Source organism: Flavobacterium aerium (assembly GCF_030766725.1).
Lineage (GTDB): Bacteria > Bacteroidota > Bacteroidia > Flavobacteriales > Flavobacteriaceae > Flavobacterium > Flavobacterium aerium.
This window is the reverse complement of sequence record NZ_JARQWR010000004.1, coordinates 175,567-191,261: the sequence shown is the minus strand read 5'-3', so window position 1 is coordinate 191,261 and position 15,695 is coordinate 175,567. Positions and strand designations below refer to the sequence as shown.

At 33.2% G+C, this 15,695-nt stretch carries 13 protein-coding genes; 5 read left to right on the top strand and 8 right to left on the bottom strand.

Annotation, left to right across the window (positions count from 1 at the left end):
- Window positions 1–50 precede the first annotated feature (50 nt).
- Entirely contained in the window at window positions 51–1,022 is a 972-nt protein-coding gene (locus P6733_RS07265) for a succinylglutamate desuccinylase/aspartoacylase family protein (RefSeq protein WP_306351439.1), read from the top strand.
- Complete coding sequence (locus tag P6733_RS07260) at window positions 1,015–1,584, top strand: 5-formyltetrahydrofolate cyclo-ligase (protein WP_306351436.1); 570 nt, start codon at window positions 1,015–1,017, stop codon at window positions 1,582–1,584. Before P6733_RS07265 ends, P6733_RS07260 begins: the two co-directional genes overlap by 8 nt.
- A 90-nt stretch (window positions 1,585–1,674) precedes the next feature.
- Here P6733_RS07260 and P6733_RS07255 read toward each other — a convergent pair whose 3' ends face one another.
- The 4 genes from P6733_RS07255 to ileS form a co-directional block, all read right to left on the bottom strand.
- Window positions 1,675–2,268: a lipoprotein signal peptidase gene (locus P6733_RS07255; RefSeq protein ID WP_306351433.1), complete on the bottom strand. Its 594-nt coding sequence runs from the start codon at window positions 2,266–2,268 to the stop codon at window positions 1,675–1,677.
- A 205-nt stretch (window positions 2,269–2,473) separates the two neighbouring features.
- Complete coding sequence (locus P6733_RS07250; protein WP_306351431.1) at window positions 2,474–2,878, bottom strand: immunity 22 family protein; 405 nt, start codon at window positions 2,876–2,878, stop codon at window positions 2,474–2,476.
- A gap of 12 nt (window positions 2,879–2,890) precedes the next feature.
- Window positions 2,891–3,271 (bottom strand): TraR/DksA family transcriptional regulator, encoded by a 381-nt coding sequence (locus P6733_RS07245; RefSeq protein ID WP_306351429.1) that lies wholly within the window; start codon window positions 3,269–3,271, stop codon window positions 2,891–2,893.
- 7 nt (window positions 3,272–3,278) lie between these two features.
- On the bottom strand, window positions 3,279–6,677 hold the full coding sequence (gene ileS / locus P6733_RS07240) for an isoleucine--tRNA ligase (RefSeq protein WP_306351427.1): 3,399 nt from the start codon (window positions 6,675–6,677) through the stop codon (window positions 3,279–3,281).
- A 279-nt stretch (window positions 6,678–6,956) separates the two neighbouring features.
- Between ileS and P6733_RS07235 the strand changes: the two genes are divergently transcribed.
- The 3 genes from P6733_RS07235 to P6733_RS07225 all read left to right on the top strand — a co-directional run bounded on the left by P6733_RS07235 (window position 6,957) and on the right by P6733_RS07225 (window position 10,530).
- Window positions 6,957–7,859: an alpha/beta hydrolase gene (locus tag P6733_RS07235; protein WP_306351425.1), complete on the top strand. Its 903-nt coding sequence runs from the start codon at window positions 6,957–6,959 to the stop codon at window positions 7,857–7,859.
- A 145-nt stretch (window positions 7,860–8,004) separates the two neighbouring features.
- Entirely contained in the window at window positions 8,005–8,706 is a 702-nt protein-coding gene (locus P6733_RS07230; RefSeq protein WP_306351423.1) for a hypothetical protein, read from the top strand.
- A gap of 18 nt (window positions 8,707–8,724) precedes the next feature.
- Window positions 8,725–10,530: a hypothetical protein gene (locus P6733_RS07225; protein ID WP_306351421.1), complete on the top strand. Its 1,806-nt coding sequence runs from the start codon at window positions 8,725–8,727 to the stop codon at window positions 10,528–10,530.
- A 16-nt stretch (window positions 10,531–10,546) separates the two neighbouring features.
- Here P6733_RS07225 and recO read toward each other — a convergent pair whose 3' ends face one another.
- From recO to P6733_RS07205, 4 genes are all read right to left on the bottom strand, one after another.
- Entirely contained in the window at window positions 10,547–11,260 is a 714-nt protein-coding gene (gene recO / locus P6733_RS07220) for a DNA repair protein RecO (RefSeq protein ID WP_306351419.1), read from the bottom strand.
- Window positions 11,260–13,533 carry a type IX secretion system anionic LPS delivery protein PorZ gene (gene porZ, locus P6733_RS07215; protein ID WP_306351417.1) on the bottom strand — a complete coding sequence of 758 codons (2,274 nt, stop codon included), beginning with the start codon at window positions 13,531–13,533 and terminating at the stop codon, window positions 11,260–11,262. Before porZ ends, recO begins: the two co-directional genes overlap by 1 nt.
- 105 nt (window positions 13,534–13,638) lie before the next feature.
- Window positions 13,639–14,025, bottom strand: coding sequence for a GreA/GreB family elongation factor (locus P6733_RS07210; RefSeq protein ID WP_306351415.1), 387 nt, complete (start codon window positions 14,023–14,025; stop codon window positions 13,639–13,641).
- Window positions 14,026–14,165: 140 nt separating this feature from the next.
- The gene (locus P6733_RS07205; protein WP_306351413.1) at window positions 14,166–15,443 is read right to left on the bottom strand and encodes a Glu/Leu/Phe/Val family dehydrogenase; all 1,278 of its coding nucleotides are present in this window, start codon (window positions 15,441–15,443) and stop codon (window positions 14,166–14,168) included.
- Window positions 15,444–15,695 lie beyond the last annotated feature (252 nt).

Here is a 15,695-nt window from a genome sequence, read left to right as displayed (position 1 = left end):
TTCATAAAAAGAATTTACTTACTTTTATCTTTTACTATTTTATGAATAAGATGCATACGAAAGATATTACGATTCTAGGGGAGGTTATTGCTCCTGGCGAAAGTCGAACGATTAATATGGAAATTGCGAAATTACACACAATGACCAAATTAAAAATTCCAATAATTATTGAACGTTCTACTATTGATGGACCTGTTATTTTATTTTCTGCAGGACTGCATGGGGATGAAATTAATGGAACAGAGATTGTTCGACAGATTATCACTAAAAAAGTAAACAAACCTAAGCGAGGCACTATTATCTGTATTCCAATTATTAATATTTTTGGTTTTGTGAATCAGAGTCGAGAATTTCCAGATGGTCGTGATTTAAATCGTGTTTTTCCGGGTAGTAAAAAAGGTTCTTTAGCGAGTCGTTTTGCTTATTATCTCATGCAGGAAATAATACCGAATGTGGATTATTGTATTGATTTCCATTCTGGCGGAGCCAGTCGTTTTAATGCGGCTCAAATCCGAATTGTTCCTAACAACAAAGATCTTAAGGATTTAGCAGATATTTTTCAAGCTCCTTTTACTTTGTTTTCCAAAAACATCTCTAATTCTTTTAGAAACTCTTGTGATAAAGCGGGTGTAAAAATGCTTTTGTTTGAAGGTGGAAAATCCCAAGATATAAATCCAGGCATTACAAATGAGGGTGTTGAGGGTGCCAAAAGAATTCTAAAGCACTTTGATATGCTTTCGGGTCGACTAAAAGTTTCTCAACCTCACAAAGAGACCATTTATATAGAGAAATCGGTATGGATGCGAGCTAAGTATTCGGGTTTATTTCATCATATTACTGAAGCAGGGAAGTATGTAGAAAAAGGAGAGATATTAGCGACCATTACAGATCCATTCGGAAAATTTGAACATAAAGTAAAGGCTCCAAATTCAGGCTATGTAATTAATGTTAATCATACTTCTATTGTTTATCAGGGTGATGCTATTTATCATTTATCCAATGTTTTGAAATCTAATGACTAAAAAAGAACTTCGCTTAAAATATAAAGGGCTTCGAAAAGAAATTTCAGCTATACAGCTGGAAGAATATAGTTTAACAATTGCTAATCAATTATTGAAACTGCCTATTTGGAATAAAACATACTATCATTTATTCTTATCGATTGTGGAGCATCATGAAATTGACACCGAGTTTATATTGCAAATTTTAGCGGGTAAAGACAAGGATGTGATTCTTTCCAAAAGCGATTTTGTTACTCGAAAAATGATTCATTTCTTATTGACTGATAATACTACTATTCGAAAGAATGAATATAATATTCCTGAGCCTGTTGATGGAATTGAGGTCCCTTCCAGTAAGATCGATGTGGTTTTTGTTCCGCTATTGGCTTTTGACTTAAAAGGGCAACGTGTGGGTTACGGAAAAGGGTTTTACGATCAGTTTTTATCGGAATGTAAACCGGATGTATTAAAAATTGGATTATCCTTTTTCCCCGCAGAGCAGAGTATTGATGATGTTTATGAAAATGACATTGCTTTGGATTATTGTATTACACCGAATCATGTGTATAAATTTAATGTGTAGCACCTTATCGAAAGAAAAACTTATAATATAAAAAAAGAGACTATATGGTATAGTCTCTTTTTTTATAGGATTCAATCTTAAAAAATTGAATTATGATTTAAATGCTTTTTTATTGAATACAATTAATATTCCTACGCCTGTGGAAATAGCCATATCGGCAATATTAAAAATTGGCTCGAAGAATGTAAAGTATTGTCCTCCCCAGATAGGTAACCAATTAGGAAGGTTTCCTTGCCACATTGGAAAATAAAGCATATCTACTACTTTACCATGGAATAGGGTTCCGTAAGGTTGATCTGAAAATAGGGTTGCTAATTCTGTCGTACTGTCATTAAAAATAAGTCCGTAAAACACTGAATCAATGATATTACCAAATGCTCCTGCAAAAATCAGGGCTACGGCTACAATTAAATAGTTTGAACTGTGTTTTTTCACCGAATCATACAACCAATATCCAATTCCTGTAACTGCTACAAGTCTAAAAAGTGTCAAAAACAGCTTCCCGTATGATCCTGGTATTTTTGCTCCCCAAGCCATCCCTTCGTTTTCTATAAAAAGAATTTTAAACCAATCAAATACTTTTACATCTTCACCAATAATGAAATTTGTTTTGATATAAATTTTTGAAATTTGATCAACTAATAGAATGATAAAAATTAATAGGCACGCTTTCTTTAATGACATTTTTCTTTTTTTAATGCGACAAAAATAACAATATTATACATATAACTCTCTCACAAAAGAACGTTAAATGCTTTATTTGTAATCCTTTTTAGTCTCTTTTTCTTTTGCACTGTTGTACTGGTATAAAAAACGCTCCTTAAAGGAGCGTTTACTTTTATGTATGAAAGGCATAAAGCCAACTTCAATTTTTGTTTTTTGTTACGTATTAATCTCCTTTGAATACCCCGATATATTTCAACTCATTGTATTGGTTATTAATTGATTCGTCTATTGTCAATTCTGCGTCTTGATACCAAAATAGGGCATTTGCTTTTTTAATTCCAAGTTTGTCACAGTGTTTTTTGACTGAAATCCATTCGTCTTGATCAATTGCTGCCTCTATCAGAATTTCATCTAATGTCACTTCATTGTCTTGACGGGGTATGATTCCTATAAAGTCCTCATCGTACCATTGTGTGCCTATATCTTTACAAAAGCCGCATAGTTTATAGTCTGGATTGTCAAAGTCTCCTTCAACGGAGTAATCTAATTTGAAATACTCCATATAGTTTTCTTCCGAGGAAAAATTACTACCAATCCATAGATGAACTACGTTTTCTTCTTCAAGCATAGTTTCACCGAATTATTTCTGCATGTTCTTTGCTTCAATACTCATTGTAGCGTGTGGAACTAGCTTCAATCTTTCTTTTCCAATTAACTTTCCAGTTACTTTACAAAGACCGTACGTTTTGTTCTCAATACGAATTAACGCATTTTTTAAATCACGTATGAATTTCTCTTGTCTAGTTGCTAATTGGGAATTTGCTTCTTTTGACATTGTTTCACTACCTTCTTCAAAAGCCTTGAATGTAGGTGATGTATCATCCGTCCCATTATTCAAATCATTCATATAAGCACTTTTAATCAAGTCTAAATCGGCTTTCGCTTTATCGATTTTATTGTTGATTATTTCTTTGAACTCAGCTAAGTCTAGATCTGAGTATCTTACTTTCTCATCTACCATAAATTTATTATTTTGAAATGGATAACACAGTTTTTATTTCATCAAATTCTATCACTGTACCCTCGGGGATACTGTCTTTTACTATTAGTTCTTCTGTGAGCGTTTCAGCTTTAATATATTCTTCGTTACTCTTTATGGCTTCTTCCAGAATCCCATCTTTTTGTAAATATACTTTTATCTTGTCCGTCACTTCAAAACCGGATTCTTTTCTAATATTCTGAATTCTATTTACAAGTTCTCTTGCAATTCCTTCTTTTCGCAAATCTTCGTTAATTGTAATATCAAGTGCAACCGTGATATTACCTGAATTTGCTACCAACCATCCCTCAATATCTTGTGACGTAATCTCTACGTCTTCAGAAGTTAAATTAACACTTTTCCCTGAGATAGCAATATCCATATTCCCAACGCGCTCTAACTCACTGATTTGCTCTTGCGAAAAAGCCTGTATATCTTTGGAAATCAGACCCATATCTTTTCCAAATCGTGGCCCTAGTGCTTTAAAGTTTGGCTTAATTTGCTTCACTAATATACCTGATGCATCGTCCAGAAGTACTACTTCTTTCACGTTAACCTCAGCTTTTATCAGGTCAGAAACGGCCTCAATTTCATTGCGTTGATTCTCGTCAAACACAGGAATCATAACCTTTTGCAGCGGTTGACGCACTTTTATCATTTCCTTTTTACGTAGGGATAATACTAGTGAAGAAATTGTTTGCGCTTTCTGCATCTGACTTTCTAGTGATTTATTAACAAAGTTATCAGCATATTCTGGAAACGTCGACAAATGTACTGAGTCAAATGATTCAGTTTGTGTTGTTTGCGTTAAATCTTTGTAAAGTTTATCCATAAAGAAAGGTGCAATCGCTGATCCTAATTTTGCAACGGTTACCAAACAGGTATATAGCGTTTGATAGGCTGCAATCTTATCTGTATTGTATTCTCCTTTCCAGAAACGTCTTCTGCATAAACGTACGTACCAATTACTCAAGTTTTCCTGTACAAAATCTGAAATTGCTCTCGCTACTTTTGTAGGTTCATAATCTGCATAGAATGCATCTACATCTTTTATTAATGTATGTAATTCTGATAAAATCCAACGGTCAATTTCGGGTCTTTCCTCTAGAGGAATTTCCGCTTCTGCGTAGGTGAAATTATCAATATTTGCATACAAACTAAAGAACGAATAGGTGTTGTACAATGTTCCAAAGAACTTTCTGCGTACCTCTGCAACACCTTCAATATCAAACTTCAAGTTATCCCATGGATTCGCGTTGGCAATCATATACCAACGTGTGGCATCGGGTCCATATTCTTCTAATGTTGTGAATGGATCTACTGCATTACCTAGACGTTTAGACATTTTCTGTCCATTTTTATCTAAAACTAATCCATTTGACACTACATTTTTATAGGCTACTTGATCAAAAACCAATGTTGCTATGGCGTGTAATGTATAGAACCATCCTCTCGTTTGATCTACTCCTTCAGCAATAAAGTCTGCAGGGAAATCTTTCTTAGCATCTATTAAATCTTTGTTCTCAAAAGGGTAATGCCATTGTGCGTATGGCATTGCTCCTGAATCAAACCAAACATCAATTAGATCTGTTTCACGGTTCATTGGTTTTCCTGATGGTGATACCAATGTAATTTTATCGACTACGTTTTTATGTAAATCCACTAAATCATAGTTCGATTCACTCATATTGTCTGGTTCAAATCCTTCAAATGGATTTTCTGAGGCTACTCCTGCTTTGATCGCTTTCTGAATTTCGGTAACTAATTCTTCTACTGATCCTATTATTATCTCTTCTGTTTTATCTTCTGTTCTCCAAATAGGCAATGGTATTCCCCAATAGCGTGAACGGGATAAATTCCAGTCGTTTGCATTTTTCAACCAATTCCCAAAACGTCCTTCTCCAGTTGATTTTGGTTTCCAATTGATTGTTTCATTCAAATCAAACATACGGTCTCTTACATCTGTAACTTTGATGAACCATGAATCTAATGGGTAGTATAGGATTGGTTTATCGGTTCTCCAACAGTGTGGGTAACTATGTACATATTTTTCAACCTTGAACGCTTTGTTTTCTTCTTTTAAACGTATTGCTAATTCTACGTCAATTGATTTCTCTGGTGCTTCTCCATCATTGTAATACTCATTCTTCACATATTTACCAGCATAAATACCCATGTGTTTCGTGAATTTCCCTTGTAAATCTACTAGTGGCACTGGGTTTCCAGCATCATCTAAAACTAACATTGGTGGAACTTCTGGTTGTGCTTCTTTTGCTACTCTTGCATCATCGGCTCCAAATGTTGGTGCTGTATGTACAATTCCCGTACCATCTTCTGTTGTAACGAAATCTCCTGCTATTATTCTAAATGCATTTTCCGGATTTTGGTACGGTAATGCAATCGGTAATAATTGGTCGTATTGTATTCCAACTAAATCGGCTCCTTTAAATTCCTTAACAACAGTATATGGAATTTTTTTGTCTTCGGGTTTGTAATCTTCTAAAGCAGCTTCTTCTACTTCAAAGTATTTACCTGCAAATTGTTTTCCAACTAATGCTTTTGCCAATACAACTTGAATGAATTCAAATGTATATTGATTGTATGTTTTAACTAAAACGTAATCTATTTTTGGTCCAACGGTTAATGCTGTATTCGAAGGTAAAGTCCAAGGCGTAGTGGTCCATGCCATAAAATCGATCGCTCCTAATCCTTGTAAAAAAGAAGGTAGGCTTTCTTGTTTTGCTTTGAACTGCGCTACAATAGTCGTATCGGTTACATCACGGTAACTTCCAGGCTGGTTTACCTCATGTGAGCTTAGTCCTGTTCCTGCTTTTGGAGAATACGGCTGGATTGTGTATCCTTTGTACATCAAATCCTTATCGTAGATTTGTTTCAACAACCACCATACAGTTTCCATGTACTTGGATTTATAGGTGATGTATGGATCTTCCATATCTACCCAATATCCCATTTTTTCAGTAAGGTCATTCCATACGTCGGTATAACGCATAACTGTTCGTTTACACGCTTCGTTGTATTCTTCTATAGTGATGGTTTTACCAATATCTTCTTTTGTAATTCCAAGTTCTTTTTCCGTTCCTAATTCAACCGGTAATCCATGGGTATCCCATCCGGCTTTACGTTTAACTTGAAATCCTTTTTGTGTTTTATATCGACAAAAAATATCCTTAATCGAACGTGCCATAACGTGATGAATTCCTGGTAATCCGTTCGCTGAAGGTGGTCCTTCAAAAAACACGTATGGTTGGTTTCCTTCTCGTGTAGTAATGCTTTTTTCAAAAATATTTTCTTTTTTCCAAAAATCGAGCACTTCTGACGCCACTGTTGGCAAGTCAAGTCCTTTGTATTCAGTAAATTTCTTACTCATTTTGTCATTTTCTTAAATCGATTTGCGAAAATAAGGATTTTTAAATTAATTGCAGTCTTTATACAACTTTTTATCGGCTGAATAGTAATCTAATACCTTTTTTTAATTTCCTCTTTTTCTCTATTAAATATAGGCCTTTTTTATATTAAAAAAATCCCAAAAGAACGAACTCAAAAGAGGACAATTTAATTTATTCTAGACAACCAAAAAAGAATAATACAAACTTGTATATATTTGTCAATTGACATTTCTCTTTTAAAAAAATCATTTTATACTATTATGAATTTAAGTACTAAAAAAGCCCTCTTCATTTTATTCATTTCCTTTTTTTTAGTTTGTTGTAAAAAAGAAAAAAAGGAAATTAAAATTGTAAAAGATAAAAACTACGAGTTAAAAATATCGCTGGATCAAAAAGCGGTTTTAATTTTATTCCCTTGTTATCCTTGTGATATTGAAAATACAAAAAAAGAAGCCTTTTTTCTACAAGATTTGGAGAAAGAAGGAATAACAACTTTACTTTTAAATTACAATCAAAAATTATACTTATCTGAGGGTGATAAAATTGAATATAGTAAGGCTATAAATTCAATTCTTGATCAAAATGAAGTGAAAAAAGAAAATATTTATATTGGTGGTTTTTCGAGCGGAGGAAATGTTTCCGTATTACTTACTAATTATTTATTGAAAACAAAAAATGCAATTCGACCTAAGGGAACCTTTGCTGTTGATTCACCATTAGATTTAGAAGAATTATATAAGGGCGCAAAAAATGACATAAAAAAGAATGTTGATAAAGACGCTGTTGAAGAAGGCGTTTTTTTAGTTGAAATGTTAGAAAAAGAAATAGGAAAACCTGAAACTGACATCGAAAAGTATAAAGCAGTTTCTCCTTATATTTTTTCTTGTAACTCAACTGCTAATATTGAATTCCTAAAAAATATAAAAGTTAGATTTTATTGTGAGCCTGATTTGGAATGGCAGATGAAAAATAAAAACAGAACGTATGAAGATTTAAATGTTCATAAACAGGAAAAAACATATCATTCATTAGTCAATTTAGGAAGCACAAAAGCTGAATTAATTAAAACTGAAAACCGAGGAATAAGAGCAAATGGAGAAAAGCATCCTCATTCTTGGAATATTGTAGAAAGAGCATCTTTACTACAATGGATTAATGAATAAAGAATATAATCCCATTGAGGTTTTAAGCTCAATGGGAAGCTTAAAAGCTCTGTCTTAAATGGTTAGAGAATGTTTATTTTGTCAATCTTATAAACTTATGTATATTCGATAATTGCTTGTCCCTTTTGTGAAACACTTCTATTGCATGAAAAATTACTTCTTATTACTTCTTTTCATCATTTCCCATTTTGCTTTTGGACAAGACTCCACTTTTGTTACAACGGACAAAAATCATATTTTTCTTAAACTATCTGGAATTCAACCAGGGGTTAACTCACAAAATACCATCACAAAAATCAAAAACACTTATGTATTAAATCAATCTGAAAAAGACAGTATTTGGCAACAGATTTATATGGAGAATAGCATGCAATCGTTTTTGAAAAATTTTCGAAAATCTAAAAGCAACGAGCTGTATCAGCCTCAAAACCTGTTACAATTAATGGCTGTTCTAAATAACAATTCGGTTGATTATAAAACAAAGCGTAATTTATTCATTGGAAAAATTGAGTTTGATAAAAAACGAGCGAATGTTGACGAAAATCCTTATCAAACATTTGGACGATGTGGATTAGAGCAAAGACCCCAAATTGAAGAGATTACCTCCAAAAAAGAGGCTATTGATGATTATATTAATTTTTATAGGGATCAGAAAACCAACTTTTTTCAACTACCGAGCCTCACTTATATTGGCGTAAATTATAAAAAAACGCAACCTATTGTCGCCGTTTATTTTTTAAAAAGAGAGCAAACTACTTACAAAAAAACAATCAAACACATGCGCTATCTAAACATTAAGCATGTAGATCTAATCAACGGACTAATGGTGTATTACGATGAAAAATAGCTACTAAAGAACAACTAAATGGGGATCGATTTAAAACAAAAATTCAACTGGATATTCTTCTTCACTTTAATAGTAGGCATATTGTCTCCAACTCTTCATGCACAACCGGGTTGGCAAGATTTCACGGCAAGATATTATTATTCCATTTTAGATAATAACGGTAATGAAATCCTCTTTAAAAAGAATAAAGAATATAGCCTAATCATAAATAATGTTTTCTATCAATCTCCAAACATTCCCACGGATTCCCTTAAACGCGTATTACCAAATTCAAGTTCCAAATTTGAGAACTACATACGCATCAATGATTTATCCTTGCGTATTCCTCAAAACCACAATACCGATCGGCTTTTAGAAATCAAAATTATACATCAAAAAGATACTTTATATCTTAACCAAGCTACGGGAAAAGGGAGTGGTTTTGATTTATATATCTCCTCCAAAGAAACAAAAACTGCTTCAGACTTTACTTTACAATTCATCCCTGGACATTATTACTTCCCCAATTGGGCAAAAATGTTATTGGAGAATATGCCCGAAGCGAATGGGTCTGTAAAAATCATGAATGCTTCTCAACGTAATTTCTTAATTACTAAGGACCTATATGAATCACTTTCTTATCGTAACTCCAACTATGAAACGACTACAAAAGCTGATGAATTGGTTCAGTCCAATTTTAGCAAAGGGCATTTTACAATAACTAAAGAGATAGAACCCACAAAAATCGACAAAGCAGTATTGCCATATTCAAAACCTTACATTGAAGGAGATCTACACCCAACAAAGGATAAAAATTTATATTTTGGATTGGCCAATTACTCCTTAGACATGTCCCGTTGTTCTAGTTCAAAAAAAGTGTTTTCTCTACTCAACAAGAATGATAATACAATTCGTCTTTGGTTTCCAAAAGACAATCCTCGTCTTTTTAGCAGTGATAATTTATACATTGATTCTTTTAATAACATTCTATATCAAACGGTATGGATTAAGAAAAGTTTCGATTCTCAACAATCTGATTGTAGTGATAACTTTCCTTCTACTGGATTTATTTATTCTTCCACAGATGATGGTCAAACGTGGAAAGAAAATAAAAAATTAACGACGTTGTATTTTGATCAATACAAACTTCGAAAATTAGAATTTTTGGATAAAGAATATGCTTTAGGTTTTACGCTTCAAACCAAGGAACATTCCAAGAAAAAATATGATTTTCAACAGGGTGTATATTACTTGTTTAAAAATATGAAAGTTGTTGATTCTTTAAAGACTCCTGATGATCTTCATTACAATAGCAACTACAATGCTTATGCTTTCGCTATAAAAAATGATACTATTTCTCTCGGTCCTTGGAATTTTGATGAATATCCTACTTCTGGAAAGCCTTATTTTCAACCTATCATTACTAAAGCAAATCATCAGTGGCATTTTGAAGTAAAAAAAGAGATGTATTTTAAACCGACTCCTAAAATAGAAAAAGAGACTATAAAACAATACCAAAATTTCCAATTACTAAACAGTCGTAAATTGGTTTTTAAAAATGGCTCTGGAAGTTTAAAATTAGGAAATGATGTTGCTGACAACCCTTCGGATAAGGGTTTTTATGTTATTGAAAAAGGAAATCAGATCTATTTACTTCATAACAGCTCTAATAATGATACTGGAGTATTTATTTCTTTTGATGGTGGAACTTCGTGGTATATTTATCCCAAAGCACTGGATGAAGATGCTAATTATAAGTTCTTAGAAATTGATAATCAAAATAGAATCTCATTTTTCAACCAATGGAAATTATTTAAGGCTTTTTATAAATTCTCTACTGAATAAAAAGTTATTGATTTAATTATGAGAAGACCTCTTTTAAAACATCTAATGATTTTGGTCGTCTGAAACCATCCAGGTGAAAGACATAATAATCCATGATTATTTTGAGTAATAGTTGTCGTTCAATAACATGAAAACTTTTTTGATCACTATCAAATCGTAAGGCAATCAATCTTTTAAATAAATTGGTTTGATGTTCAGACAGGCAACTAATTCCTTGAAAGGGTGTAAACATTCCTTCTACCATTTCAAAAAAAGAACAAGAGGAATCTGAAGTATCTGGATAGAACCCGAGGTATTTGGTAATTTCTAGTAGTAATATCAGATGGAAATTTGCAATCTCATCATGATTATCCAGCCATGTTAATGCTGTTTCTAAATATGAAAAAAGGGATTCATCTTTTCCTTCTTCTTTCACACTATGATGTAATACTTCTGATAGAAAAAGAATAATGGTGCTTTTTACAATATCGGTATTAATCGTCTGGTAAGGTGTGGATATTTTTACTTCTTTGAATGTTTCAAGTGTCCCTTTATTCTTATGATTGGCTTCAATCTCCAGAATATTAAGCGGTTGGAAATAGGCGATTTTTTGATTGTTTCTTTTTGAAGAAAAAGCGTCTCGTACAAAGTAATCTTTCAATCCGTCTGTTTCTGTAAAACATTTTACAATAAGACTTTTCTCCTGATACTTGATCGCACTTATTACTATTGCTTTTGTTTTTACAAGCATTATCGAATAATCATCACTTTTTTAACCTTAGTTTCTGCTGCATCTTGCGATGAAATAAAGATCATATATACTCCTGAAGCCACATAGTGTTTTCCAAAAGCTTTTGTATCCCATTCAATAGTTCCTCCTTCTGAAACTTCTTCATGTACTAAATTCCCTTCGATGTCTGTAATTTTAATAGTTGCTTTATTCATCAACCCACTAATTTTCACTGTTCCTTTGTATTGTGGTCGAACAGGATTCGGGTACACATATACATCGTTCAAATTATCATTGGGTTTCGTAGAAAGTCCTTTGAAGGACACCATCCCCGATTTGGTTGCGAAGAATACTTCTCCTGTTGTGGGATTAATATCAATATCATTAATCACATTACTGGGTAGTGGTGAGTTTTCTTTTGTAAATCTATAGATTGTATTTTGTCCATTTGGCGATACCATAAATACTCCTGAATCTCCTGTACCAATCCACTTGTTATTGGATCCATCCACACAGATATCAGTTATAAATTGTCTAAACATTAACTCTTGCGCTAAACCATCATCAATAATTATAATAGAATTTGCTGTTAGTTGATCTTCTGAAATAAAGCTATCAATACTCGGTAACACACGCAAGCCACTTGTTGTCCCTATCCAAAGTTGATTTCTATTGTCAACCGCCAAAGATCTTACATCTACACTTGGCAAATCTCCCATATCTATCCCTTTCGTTATTTTCTTTGCTCTATTATTATAGTTTTCATTAAATCCAATGACTCCATTTGAATTACTCGCAAACCATTTTGTTCCGTTTCTATCAATTACCATTCTCCCGTAACTTGCTGCTAGTGGATTTTCTATAATTGTAAATGGGTAGGTTTGTATTGCATTGTTTGCTCTTAAAACTTTCAATGGCTTTTCAATCATTGAATTGGTCACCCACAGGTTTCCTGTTTTATCGAAAGCGGATCCATTAATCCTTATATCTTTATTCACAGGATCTAGAGATTCCAATCCACTATTATCGGAATTAAATAAACTAAAGACTCCATCTGTGTATTTTAACAATCCTGAAAAATAAGAACTGAAATAAACTTGTTTCTCATTTAGTGGATTTATTGCTATTCGCACAATGCTCTTAGCACCCAAAAGTTCTTCATAGGGGATATTCAGCCATCCTGTTTGTGTAGCATATCGACTCACGCCATATGAATCTAATGGGTATGGGTCGTAAAACTGTGAATAGTCTCCATAAACTGCCCATAGTGTATTGGGTGATGCTTGAATTGAAAATATATTATTTCTTACTGGTCCATCGGGCTTAAAGAAATTGAATGTAGTAGGATTCAATAGGGCCGTTTGTACCACTCCTTTTTCCTGTGTTCCAATATAAATTATATTGTGTAATACTGTTCCTGATGTAAAACTCAGTGTTTCTCCTGGTATACCATTAATATGTACTAATTGTGCTAATGCTTGACTGAATACATAAAGGTGGTTTTGGGTTGTGATTACCAAATTATCTCCCCTAGCTCTCATATCTAGTCCTATTTGAGGAAATTGGGTAACTTGTGTAAAGCCGGCTCCGGAATATTTCTGTAAACTTCGATCTAAATTTAAGGCCATCAATTGTGCGCCAAAAGTTTCTACAGCTAGCCAACTTCCTCCCACAACCTGTTGCCATTGGTTAAAGTCATTCAAATTCGGATTTGTGATACTTGCACTACGGATACCGTCATTTATTGTTGCTGCATAAATAAACCCATTGTATACAGCGGTTTGCTTTACTACAATTTCTGCTCCTCCTGATCCCATGAAATAGGTATCACCAAATTCCAAAGTAGCCAAATCGAATACTACAATTCCAAAATCACAGGAAATATATACCTTCCCTTGGTATTCCATGAAATGATTTATCTTCTTTTTATTGGGCGCAATCGGCACTTTCGTAAGGATATCAATCACATTTAAAATAGTGCCATCTGTTCCGTTAATCACTAAGATTAATCCATTTTCATTTCCTACTAGTGTTTTATTAAAAATCTGACTGTGGTATACTGAAGTTATGGTTTCTGCTTTCAAACCATTTACTGAATTAAAGGTTTTCAGCTCATTCGTAATTAAATGTTTTGAAAACACAGCATTTTCTGTCCCAGCAAATATCCTATTATCGGATTCTGCCAAATCACTAATTGCATTGTATGATAGATAGCTTTGCCACAACTGATTATTCTGTGAAAAACAAACGAGTGAGGTGATAAAGAATAAGAATACAAAAAAATGCTTTTTCATTTTAAACGTTGGGATTGAATCACAAATATAACTAAAACGGCTTTATATTCATTTTCATATTTCTGAGCATAAAAAAAGCTCTCCACGGGAAAGCTTTTTCATAAATTATGGTTGTACTACCTTTGTAATTACAACTTCTTGTTCGCCATTCGGAAAACTCCACATAATTTTATCTCCTTCGGCATATCCTATTAGGGCAGAACCCATAGGCATTAAGATTGACAGTTTCTTCTGCGCAGGATTACTTTCTGTTGGAATTACCAATTGGTATCCTTCTTTTAATCCGGCAGGAGTTTGAATATCAATTATACTATTCAATCGCACTACATCTTTCGGCATTTCTGCTTCTGTTCTTATTTCTGCTGTTTCCAGTTCTTTCTTTAATTTTGCGTAACATGCTTCATGTACTGCATCTTTTGCTCCAGCTTTGGAAAGAATTTCTTCGATTACTTTGAATTCTTTCTTCTCGATAATTAAAACTTGATTTTTCATATTTCTATTTTTTTGGATCAAAAAATAAAAACACTTTGTCTTTACTCTTTAAAATCCGGTGAAACAATTACTTATTTTTTTATATAACAAAAAACCCATGCAGAACATGGGTTTTTATTAATATAGCGTTGATGCTTTTATTAAGGAAAAATACCTCTTTGTTTATATGCTAATTCGATTCTTGTTAAAGCTTGAATGTATGCTGCTGTTCTCCAATCTGTTTGGTGTAACTTTGATACATTAATTACTTTTTCAAATGCGTCTTCAATTTTCTTTCTTAACTTAACGATTACGTCATCCATCTGCCAGATTTCTCCGTTTCTGTTTTGTAACCATTCAAAGTAGCTTCCAATTACTCCTCCTGAATTACATAGGATATCTGGAATAATTTCTACATTTTTAGCTAATAATATTTCTTCTCCATCTGTATCGATAGGTCCGTTTGCACCTTCTGCAATAACTTTTGCTTTAATTGAAGCAGCGTTACTAGCATTGATTTGGCTTCCTAATGCTGCTGGAATACAAACATCACAGTCAATTCCGAAGAATGTATCTGGATCAATTGTATCTACACCACTAAATCCTGTGATACGTCCGTCATTTGCTTCTTGATATTTCAATAAAGCTTCTGGATCGATTCCATTTGCATTGTAAATTGTTGCAGATGCATCTTGTACTCCTACTAAAGTAGCGCCATTTAATTTCATAAAGTGAGCTGCCCAGTATCCTACATTTCCAAATCCTTGTACAATATATTTTTTACCTTCTAATGAAGTATTTCTCAATTTTGCCCAAGCTTCTAGAGTAACTACTACTCCAAAACCTGTTGCTCTATCTCTACCTTCCAAACCACCTGATCCTACTGGTTTCCCTGTAACAACGTGTTGATTTTTTGAACGCTCATTTGGCGCTTTTGTAGACATATAAGTATCTGCAATCCAAGCCATCATTTGAGCATTTGTATTCACATCCGGAGCAGGAATATCATGCTCTGGTCCGATATTATCACCTAATGCATACGTGAAACGACGTGTGATACGCTCTAATTCTGATTCAGAATATTTTTTAGGATCAATTTGAATTCCTCCTTTTCCACCACCATAAGGTAAACCTGCCAATGATGTTTTCCAAGTCATCCATGTTGCTAATGCTCTAGCGGCATCGATATCAACTGTTGGGTGATAACGTAAACCTCCTTTGTAAGGCCCTAATACATTATTATGTTGTACTCTGTATCCTGTAAAAACTTCAACATTTCCGTTGTCCATTTTTACGGGGAAGTGCACTACAATTTCATTATTTGTAATTGCTAAAATCTTTCTAACACTTGGGTCTAATCCCATTATATCAGCAGCTTTTTCAAACTGATGCTTTACATTTTCATACATGCCTGTTTTAGGCTTATTCTCTGTTGCCATAAAAAATATAATTATTGATCATTTTTAGGACGAAAAATCAAACGTTATAAGTATCTTCTTTTTTGATTTGAAACTACTTACCATCAATTTAAATCCACTACTACTTGTATTTTTTTAATTTTTATTTGAACTTAATTACTCGTTATCAACTTGAACGCTTTTGTTATAAAAATAGTATTAAAAATCAGGATTTAAAAATTTAAAACAATTCATCCTGTTTTTATTACAAAATTCTTCAAAGAAAACGTTTTC